Source organism: Enterobacter sp. 342, from assembly GCF_036663495.1.
Lineage (GTDB): Bacteria > Pseudomonadota > Gammaproteobacteria > Enterobacterales > Enterobacteriaceae > Enterobacter.
This window is the reverse complement of the sequence record NZ_JAWUEI010000104.1, coordinates 1-1,285: the sequence shown is the minus strand read 5'-3', so window position 1 is coordinate 1,285 and position 1,285 is coordinate 1. Positions and strand designations below refer to the sequence as shown.

Here is a 1,285-nt window from a genome sequence, read left to right as displayed (position 1 = left end):
TGTACAGTCTGGGGACATGGTAGACAGGTGTTCGGGGACATAGTGAACACTTTTTAACATCCTTTACCCATGGTGATCGACTGTTTCCTCAGGTCGATCACCCCCACTTTCGTGCTGTACCACCACACTTCATAGCAGCCATCCTCCTGCGTCTCCTTCAGCCCGACCTGTTCTCCCCTGAACGCCTTTCCTGCACTCAGGCGGACTCCTTTGATGCTCAGCTTACCGCTGATATCCACTTTCCTGACCATCACCCCTTCGTCATATTCCGGTGCCGCTATGTTGCTGCTGTACTGCCGCGCAGACGGCTGATACCGCGTGGCTGGTACGGCCATATCCAGCGCCTCGTGCGGGCGTTCAAGGTTATAGACCGTCCGCCAGTGGTCAAAGGCACGCTGCAGTTCACCGCTGTCCGCGAACCACTTCCCCTGCAGCACTTCCGCCTTCAGGCTGCGGTGAAAACGCTCCAGTTTGCCCTGCGTCTGCGGATGATACGGCCGGGAGTGCCCCACCCGTATACCGTGGCGCATCAGCCACAGCTCCAGTGCCGTCCAGGTGCCGGTGGTGTCGCCCCACGGTGAACCGTTGTCCATGGTTATCCTGTCCGGCAGGCCGTAGCGTTCAAACACGCTGACCAGGTGCTGCTGCACAGTCTCACGCCGTTCATCGGTACAGGATGCGAGGCACAGGGAAAAACGGGAGTGGTCGTCCAGCAGAGTGAACGGATGGCAGCGGCCACCGCCAAAAGGAAAGTGGCCCTTGAAATCCATCTGCCAGAGCCGGTTCGGGGCATCATGTTCGAAGCGCCCCGTGGCGGGAATGCCCGGTGAAGCGCCCGGCAGCAGACCGTGACGGGCCATCAGATTATGGACGGTGCTGAAGGCAGGCATAGGGTGTCCCTGGTCTTCCAGCCAGCGCTTAATCTTGCGGGCTCCCCAGCGTGCATGGCGTTCATGTGCCATACGCAGCAGGGCAGTGACGTCGTCAGATGAGCGGTTCGGGGAACGAAGGGGAGTACGGGGCCGGTCCTGAAGTCCGGAGGCGCCTTCCTCAGCCCAGCGCTGAAGCCACTTATAGCCGGTGGCAGGGGAAATGCCGTAGCGACGGCAGAGCGAACGGATGTTCGCCTCGTCCTGCGAGGCGAACAAAACAAACTCGGTACGTAATGACATGGTATCTCTCGCATCCCAGGGCATAAGCGACTCCATTAACGGGTTCTTATGCCTTAGTTGTAAGTGTCTACCATGTCCCCGAACAAGTGTTCACCATGTCCCCGGACTGTACA

At 59.3% G+C, this 1,285-nt stretch carries 1 protein-coding gene; it reads right to left on the bottom strand.

Annotated elements, in window-relative coordinates; translation table 11 throughout:
• Positions 1–53 precede the first annotated feature (53 nt).
• Complete coding sequence (locus V6E55_RS25430) at positions 54–1,196, bottom strand: IS481 family transposase (protein ID WP_442881661.1); 1,143 nt, start codon at positions 1,194–1,196, stop codon at positions 54–56.
• Between the last annotated feature and the right edge of the window lie 89 nt (positions 1,197–1,285).

Excerpts from the sequence above, each read along its gene's own strand:
- V6E55_RS25430 (WP_442881661.1), bottom strand. The coding sequence starts at position 1,196 with ATGCCCTGGGATGCGAGAGATACCATGTCATTACGTACCGAGTTTGTT.